Source organism: Bradyrhizobium sp. ORS 375, assembly GCF_000239775.1.
Classification (GTDB): Bacteria; Pseudomonadota; Alphaproteobacteria; order Rhizobiales; family Xanthobacteraceae; genus Bradyrhizobium.
The window spans coordinates 1-8,727 of sequence record NZ_CAFI01000300.1; the positions used below are offsets into that span (position 1 = coordinate 1).

General features: G+C 65.7%; 5 protein-coding genes. All 5 read right to left on the reverse strand.

Annotated elements, in window-relative coordinates:
• Window positions 1–366 (reverse strand): type II secretion system major pseudopilin GspG (gene gspG, locus BRAO375_RS22275; protein ID WP_502688943.1); only part of this gene is annotated, 366 nt, incomplete at its 3' end.
• Window positions 367–379: 13 nt separating this feature from the next.
• Complete coding sequence (locus tag BRAO375_RS22280) at window positions 380–844, reverse strand: GspH/FimT family pseudopilin (protein WP_244423240.1); 465 nt, start codon at window positions 842–844, stop codon at window positions 380–382.
• Window positions 845–846: 2 nt separating this feature from the next.
• Entirely contained in the window at window positions 847–2,067 is a 1,221-nt protein-coding gene (locus BRAO375_RS22285) for a type II secretion system F family protein (RefSeq protein WP_009029701.1), read from the reverse strand.
• Window positions 2,067–4,325 carry a type II secretion system secretin GspD gene (gene gspD / locus BRAO375_RS22290; protein WP_009029702.1) on the reverse strand — a complete coding sequence of 753 codons (2,259 nt, stop codon included), beginning with the start codon at window positions 4,323–4,325 and terminating at the stop codon, window positions 2,067–2,069. Before gspD ends, BRAO375_RS22285 begins: the two co-directional genes overlap by 1 nt.
• Window positions 4,326–5,072: 747 nt before the next feature.
• Window positions 5,073–8,727 (reverse strand): RHS repeat-associated core domain-containing protein (locus BRAO375_RS22295; RefSeq protein WP_349546052.1); only part of this gene is annotated, 3,655 nt, incomplete at its 5' end.

Here is an 8,727-nt window from a genome sequence, read left to right on the forward strand (position 1 = left end):
GGGATCGGTGGGCACGAGGGTGCCGCTCAGATAGGGCCCGTTCCAGCTCGTCGCCGTGGCCGGCTTCTGCACCAGCGCGCCGAGGCCTTCGGCGGCGGTGGGATAGCGGCCGTTGTCGAGATGATAGAGATCGAGCGCCGAGGCGAGGCTGCGGATCTGGATCCGCGCCGTCTTGAGCTTGGAGTCAGAGAGATAGCTCAGCACGCGCGGTCCGACGAGACCCATCACCAGGCCGATGATGGTGATCACGACCAGCATCTCGACCAGCGTGAACCCCGCCTCTCCGTCTCTGCGCATGCGGGTCCGGCGATCCGCACGCCGCGAGACGCGCAGCTTCAGCCCGTTGCTGATATTCTTCCCCAGCATCATTGCCTCTCCCTCAACATGTCGCGGCGCTCCGAACCGTCCCCGTCAGCCACTCGACGCACAGCCGTGCCTGTCGTCCGTTCAGTTCCAGGCTGAGATCGCCGCCCGTCGACGAGCCGTCCGGAAAGAAGCGGAAGCCCCCTTCCGTCGCGCTCGTCCGCGTGGCTGCGGCATAGGTCAGCTTGGCCTGAAGTCCTGCCGCGAAGACGCGTGGCGGCATCACGTCCGAACTGAAGCTGCGGCGGTCGACGTCGATGCGCAACGTCATCGCCCGGTTCTGCAGGATCGCCGCGGCCCGCGTCGCACGCAGCGCCGACGCGATCTCGCTGACCGCGGCATCGAGGCTCACGCCGCCTGCGCCGCGCGACAGCAGCGGCATGGCGGCAGCGGCCGTCAGCGCCACGATGACCAGCACGGCGAGCATCTCGACCAGCGTGAAGCCGGCGCTCATCCCTGCACGCGCCTGTGTCGCTGCCATGCTCATCGTCCGGCCAGATCGTTGATGCTGAGCACGGCCGTCATGACCGGCATGATCAGCGCGCCGATGATGACAGCGATGCCAACGGTCATCGCCGGGGTCAGCGCCGCCATGAAGCGGTCGACGCGGGTCTGCAGCTGCTTCTCCAGCATTTCGGCGACCCGCACCAGCATGCGATCGAGCTTGCCGGCCTCCTCTCCGACCGCGATCATCTGCAGCGCCACGGCAGGCAGCGAGACCGCCTCGCGCAGCGATCGATGTAGCGCCGTACCCTGCTGGACCGCCTCGATCGCCTGATCGAGCCCGGCGCGCAGATGACGGTTGCCGACGACCTCGCTCGCCGACCGCGTCGCCGCGATCAGCGGCACGCCGGCCAACAGCATCGTGCCGAGCGTCCGGGCGAAGCGCGCGGTGTCCTGCTGCAACAGGAAGCTGCCGAGCAGCGGCAGCCGCAGCACCAGCCGGTCGAGCCGCTGGCGACGCTGCGCGTCGGTCATGGCGAAGGCGATGGCGGCGCCGAGCAGCGCCAGCGCGGCGGCGCTGGCGATGAGGATCTCGAGCCAGTGCGCCTTCAACGCCAGCATGGCCTGGATGGTCAGCGGCACGGGCTTGCCGCTCTGCGTGAAGATCGGCGCCATCGACGGGATCACGCCGCCGATGATGATCGCGAGCGTAACGAGGCTGAGCACGATCAGCATCGCCGGGTAGATCAGCGCCGACTGGATGCGCGCAACGATCTCCGCGCGGCGCTCCAGCAACTCGGCGAGTTCGCTCAGCACCTGGGCGAGCCGGCCGCCGCTCTCGCCGGCGCGCACCACCGCGACATAATCAGCAGGAAAGATGCGCGACTGGCCCTGCATCGCCTCCGACAATGGCCGGCCGTTCAGCACCTCGGCGAGCAGCGCCTCGACCAGCGTCTTCAGCCGCGCGGCCGCGGTCTGCGCCTGGACGATCCTGAGCGCGTCGTCCATCGGGATGTCGGCGCTGCACAGCGTCGAGAACTCGCGGGTGAAGGCCAGCAGGTCGCCGCGCGCCGAGCCGCCGCCGAACGCGATCTCGCGATTCCACCATTGCGTTCCGCCGCCGTCGAGGCTGCGCATCTGGAACGGCGACAGGCCCTGCGCCCACAGCGCGGCATCGGCCGCCGCAGCCGAGGCCGCCTCGATCGTGCCCTCCGCGAACGCGCCGTCGGCGCCGTAGGCCTGGTAACGGAAGCGCGGCATCAGTCGAGAATCCTGCGGCCGGTGTCCTCGGCGCGGCGGCGCGCCGGCGGCCGGCGATGCGGCCCCTCGATCGCCATGTAGCGGCGATATTCCTCGGTGACGTTGCGCGCCTCGTCGAGGCTGCGCATCACATGCGGCCGGATCAGGATGATCAGCTCGGTCTTGCCGATGACGTTGTCGCGGCTGCCGGCGAGATTGCCGACGAAGGGAATGTCGCCGATGATCGGCAGCTGGCTGCGGCCGGTGGTGCGGCTGTCCTGGATCAGCCCGCCCAGCACCAGCGCGTCGCTGTCGTTGACGACCACCGAGGTCCGGATCTTGCGCTGCCGGATGGTCGGCGAATCGATGTTCGACGACGTCGTCGGCGCCACGCTCGACACCTCCTGCTCGATGTCGAGCAGCACCCGGCCGCTCTCATTGATGCGCGGGATGATCGACAGGATGACGCCGGTGTCCTTGTAGCTCACGGAATTGACGATCGGCGCGCCGGTCGTCAGCGTCGAGGTCGCCGATTGCGTCGTGATCGGCACCTGGTCGCCGATCTGCAGCACCGCCGGCTTGTTGTCCATCACGGTCAGCGACGGCGAGGACACGATGTTGACGTTGGTGATCTGGTTCAGCGTGTCGATGGTCGCGGCGATGTTGGCCGCGGTCAGCGCGTAGGAGAAGCCGGGAAACACCGAATTGACGGCGCCGGAGGCCGCCTCCGTCAGGGTGAATTTCGAGCTGTTCTTGCGCATGTACCATTGCACGCCGAAGCGCAGATCGTCGTTCAGGGTGACCTCGGCGATGGTCGCCTCGATCAGCACCTGGTTCGGCATCTGGTCGAGCCGCTCGATCACCTGCAGCACGCGCTTGTAGTCGGCCTGCGCCGCCTCGATCAGGATCGCGTTCTTGGCCTCGTCGGCGACGATGCGCAGCCGCGGCCCGTCGGCGTCGCCATCGCGGCCCGACGGCGCAGCCGGAGCCGCCGCCGGTATGACGCTCGGCGCCGCAGCCGCCGGCGCCGCATTGCGCATGCCGCCGAAGCCGCCGCTGGACGCGCCGAGCCCGCCGGTGAAGGACGGCGACGACGATCCGGACAGTCCGCCGCCGGAGGATGACGGCTGCGACTGCACGCTCGCCTCCTGATAGTTCGGCGCCACGCTGCGCCGCCCGGCCGTCGCGGCCTGCGTATCGGTGGGGAACATCGACTGCAGCACGTCGACCAGCTCCTGGGCGCGGCGGTTCTGCACGGCATAGGTGAAGAGCTGCTTCTCGGACCCTTGCGCCTGCGCGTCGAGCTTGCGGATCCAGCTCTCGGCGCGGCGCAGATAGGCCAGCTGCGGCGAGATCACCAGGATCGAGCGCAGCCGCTTGTTGGGCACGAACTGCACCATGCCGGCCATCGGCCCGTCGCCGCGGTCGGAGCCGAACACGCTTTTCAGCTCGGTCGCGATCGCGTCGGGCGCCGAGGTCTTGACCGGGATCAGCGCGAACGACATGCCCTTCATGGTGTCGACGTCGAACAGCGCGATCGCCTCCATCATCGCCGCGATCTCCTGGCGATTGCCCGAGAGCGTAATCAGGTTGCGCGCATCGTCGACCCGCACCACCCCGCCGCGCGGCGCGATCGGCTCGACAACGCGCCGGATCTCTGAGGCCGAGACATATTTCAGCTGCACCACCTGCAGCCCGTTGCCGACCATCTCGCCGCCATCGGCGACGTCATCCGTGCGATACGCCGCCGACACCGCCGTCTGGTCCGCCGCCACGATCCGATAGATGCCGCGATTGTTCACCACGGCCGCATTGTTGGCCCGCAGCGCCGCCTGGAACAGATCGATGACCGCCGCCCGCGCCACCGGCCGCGGCGTCTGGATCGTCACCCGCCCCTCGATCCCCGGATCGACCGTGTACTTGACCCCGAGAAGATCCCCGAGCACCGTCTTCGCCGCCTGCGGCACCGGCACCCCGGCGAGATTGATGGTGACGCCGTCAGCGACCTCCTCCGCCCCGCGCGGCACCGCCCCAGTCGGCGGCTCCCCGACGAAACGCCCGGTGCCCTCCATCACGGTGACCGGACCGCCTCTGTTGTCATCGAGCAACGGCGAGCCCGAGATCCGGCCCGCCCGCGCATTCCCCGCGGGCGACCGCATCGCCGCCTGCGCCTGCGCCGCCGATCCCGCATCCGCAGCAGTCGTGCTCCAGGCGAACGACGACGCGCCCTCCTCCACGGTCTGACACGCCGACAGCGCCAGCACCATCGGAAGCGCCATCCACCCGCGCCTGCAAGCCTCGCCACGCACTGCTGTTCACCCCAACCCGAAGCAGCCAGAGCTGCTTGACAACTAACAGGCCGAGACTAGAGGTTTTTGGAAGCGAGAGATATTGCTGGCAGGACACCCAAGCGAGTCATGCACATCCTTTGACACACGAACTTGCACTGGACCTCGCGCAAGCCAATCAAAAGTTGCAGCACCTCACAGCGAGATTTCGCCTAGACTTCACGTGCTCGTAGACTACGACGACGCGGCAGCAGCACCGACTTATCAACTAATTATGTGCACTGTGACCGTAAGTCCCATGCTTTGCGTAAGTCCCATGCTTTGATGCGCGAATCTAAGTTTTAACATCACAAAACACAATCAAAAGTTGCATCGCCTGAAAACAAGATTTTGCCGAGACTTCTTCTGCTCGTCGATCACCACTAACGCCGCAGCAGTCCAGTGCTGTCAGGGTAATACCGAACAACAATTCTTAGCGAGATAGCGTTTGAAGCCATGTGAACGCCGGCACCGCCGTCCCCACGAACACTCCGATGGAGAATGCTTTCTGTACTGGAGTTCGCCAAGGGAACCACGTCAAACCTCCCAAGATATACAATCCTGTCCAAGCTAAGGCGAATAGGGTCCAGTCTCTCCACGCGACTGTCAACAATATTGCGAGAGAAGTCGCGCTCACCAAAAATATCGCTAAAGCGGCCACCACGTTGACAACAGATTGCCAAGTCGAATTGAAGGGACTCATCTGTTTAATCTTCTTTCTACTTTTCCAACGACACCCCGGCCAAGAGAGTCCGCCCAATCGTGTCCATTTTCAAGGGCCCGAACAAAATCCCCGGCCATGGCTGCAGGACCTAGCGTCGTTAGCGTGCCAAATACCGAACGCCCGAGCATCCGATACATGTGCGCTTCATCTTGAATGTAATCTAGAGCCTTATCTTTGATTGCCGCGTTCGCCCCACGCCTGATCGTACGGTTCGTCGCGTATTCTTCAATACCCTTCGCCAAGAGGTTTGCCTCTAGCTCAGAGCGGCGGAATTCTTCTCCGCCCATAAGTCCGAAGCTTCGCCCAAGATATCGAAATGCATTTCCAACCCCGGCCACGACGGAGTAGGCACCTTCACCAACTGCCTCGAGCGCTTCCACAAAGCTGCAGTTTCCCGCATGACCAGCGCAATTGTTAAAGAGATATCCGAATGCACCTGTCACTGCACCGTTCACAAACTTTCCGCCGCCGGCGACGGAGGCCGCACCGCCAAGAACAGCGTTGGCCGTAATTGCAGCAACACCGTTCAGCTTGTTGACAATGGGCCCAAATGCGGCGCTCACACCGCCCGACAGTGCTCCTGACTCGCAGCTTCCTCCTGACGCAACCGACGATCCGCACCCGACAAGAGCGTGCCCTGCGACATTAAACGCGTAGGCATTGGTACCAAACGCGGGCTGGGTGTGTTGGCCGAACAGCGAAAATTTGCTTGCATCTCCCGCGGCGATGGCATCCGTCGCGCCACCTACAGCCGCAAATGCTGTGGCTGTGGCCGCTGCTATTGCCCCCGCCTTCAATGCTTGGGCCAGACTGCCTCCCTGCAACCCGGTCACAAACATCGCCGCGACGCCCGCAGCAGCCTGCGGTCCGATGAACGGGGTCAGCCCAATCGTCGCCGCCAGTTGCACGATGCTCGCCAGGATCGGGACCTGCTGGAACAGCCGCTGGATCGGTTTGGCAATCCAGTTGAAGATGCCGCCGAAGAAGTTGGAGAACCAGTTGAATCCGTTCGGATCGGTAAAGGTCAGCGGGTCGTTGCCGACATACGAGTACCGGTTCCAGCCTTGCGGATTGAGCGGCTCGGTCACGGTCGGATCGGCGCTGGTGAAGCGCGCCAATAGAGGATCGTAGACGCGGCCGTTCAGGTGCACGAGGCCGGCAACCGAGAGCTCCTCCTGGCCGGTGAAGCCGCGGGTCGTCTGGCTGGTCGTGCTGCCGGCGACGTCGTCGGTGCCGTCAACGTTGCGGCGCTTGCCCCAGGCGTCATAGGACAGGCGCTGCTGCAGCAGGCCGTTCTCGTCGGTGAGCGCCACGATCGAGCCGAGATGGTCGGTGTGGAAGTAGCGCAGCGTCAGCGTCGTGCCGCTGGCGGCGGTCTGGGTGACGCGCATGCCGACCTTGGCGTTGCCGACCGAGAGATAGTCGGTCCATTTCTGCGTGGTCGTGCCGGGGTTCTGCACCTCGGCCATCACGCCGAAGCCGGCGATGTAGAGCGTCGTGCCTTCCGGCGTCACCTGCTTGAAGCGCTGGTGCTCGGTGTCGTCGACGAAGGAGATCGTCCGCGTGCCTTGCGTGATGCTCGCCGGCTTGTTGTACGACGTATAGACGATGCTGCGGCCGAGGCCGGAGGTCTGGTTGCCGTTGGCGTCGTAGGTGAATGTCGCATTGATGCTGCCGCCGGCGACGCTCATGACGGCGTGCGGCAGCGGCGCTCCGGCCGCCGGATAGACGTAGGTGCCGACATCCGACTTCGACAGGATGTTGCCGATCGCGCTGTAGGAATAGGTCTTCACCAGCGGCGTCGGATTGAGGCTGGTCGTCGACGTCGTCAGCCGGTTCAGCCCGTCGTAATTGAAGCTCTCGCTGACATTGGTGTTGGCGTCGCTGCGCGAGGTCAGGTTGCCGAGCCGGTCGTAGCCGAAGCTCAGATTCTGCACGGCGCTGCCGGTGCCGGTGGCGACGCTGGTCAGCCGCCCCGTCAACGGATCGAAGCCGCGGGTGGTGACGAGGCCATTGCCGGCGGTCTGCTGCGTCAGATGCCCGTCGGCATCCATCGCATTCGCGGTCCAGAAGCCCTGGCTGGTGGCGTCGTCCTGCAACTGGTTGGCGAAGCCGAGGCTGTTATAGCCGTAGCGCGCGGTGAAGCCGGAGGGGTAGCTGACCTTGATCAGCCGGCTGTTGGCGTCATAGGTCGCGCCCATCGTGTAGGTGGCACCATCGATCTTCGTGGCGACCTGCAGCGGACGGCCGAGGCTGTCATAGCTGAAGCTGCGGGCAAAGCCGTTGCCCGAGCCGGAGGTGATGCCGCTCGAGGCCAGCTTGCCGATGCCGTTGGCCGCGGTGTCATAGGCCCAGACCGAGGTCATGTCCGGCTCGACCCGCTGCACCATGCGGCCCAGCTTGTCGTAGCTCAGGCTGACCGTCTGCCCCTTGGCGTCGGTCTGGGTGACCAGCTGCCCGAGCGTGTTGTAGCTGTAGGTCCAGTTGCCGAGATCGGGATCGCTGCTCGCGATCTTGCGGCCCCTGAGGTCATAGGTCGCGCTGACGATATTGCCCAGGGCATCCGTGGTCTGCACCAAGTTGCCGACCGCGTCATAGGCATAGGTCATGGTCTTGCCGAGCGTGTCGGTGACCGAGACCACCTGGCCCTGGCTGTTCTTGGCGACCGTGCGCGTCTGGTTCAGCGCGTTGGTCTCGACGACGGTCAGGCCGTGATAGGCGGTCTGCGCCACGCTGCCGTCCGGCTGGGTCGACGAGACCACGCGTCCGAGCACGTCGTAGCTGAGCGTCGTGTATTGCGGCGTGCCGCCGTTCAGGAAGTATGGCCGGCTGGTCTGCGCGACGCGGCCGAGCGCGTCATAGCTCTTGGTCGCCTGCACCGTGCTGCCGTCGAACCCCTGGGTGCGGCGGCCGATCTCGCGCTCCAGCGTGTCGAAGAACACCGTCGTCACCGGGCCGTTCACGGTGGCGCCGTCGGCGGCGTAAGGCGTCTCCTGCACGAGATAGGTCGCGCCCGACAGACAGCTCGCGCTGCCGCCGTTCACGCCGCTGCAGAACTGGTAGCTCCAGCGCGTCTGCGTGCCGTCCGACCGCGTCTCCTGCGTCTTGCGGCCGAACTCGTCATAGCTCCACGTCGTGGTCAGGCCGTTCGGACCCGTCCGGCTGGTCGGCTGGCCGAAGCGCGCATCATATTGCAGCGTCTCGCTCTGCCCCAGCGCGTTGCTGTTGGAGGTCGGGAACTGCCCGCGCGCGTCATAGCTGGTCGTGCTCGAACGCGAGACGATGTCGGCGCCGCTGACGGTGACCGACTGCTTCTGGCCGAACGCATTGTAGACGTAGTCCGTCTGCAGCCGCAGCGCCGGCGTATCCGGCTCGACGACTTCCTGCGTCAGCAGACCCGAGGCGGAGTCGTAGGCGAAGGAGGACGATCGCGTGATGCTGGTGGCGGTGTTGGCCGGCGGCGTCGAGGTCGCGACAGGCGTGTAGGTGATGACGACGATGCCAGGCGCACCGGCACCACCGACATTGCCGGCGAACGTCGACGAGCCGGCGCCGCCACCGCCGCCGCCATAGGACCCGCCGGCACCGCCAGCGCCGGCCACCGTCGTATAGGCGGCACCGCCGCCACCG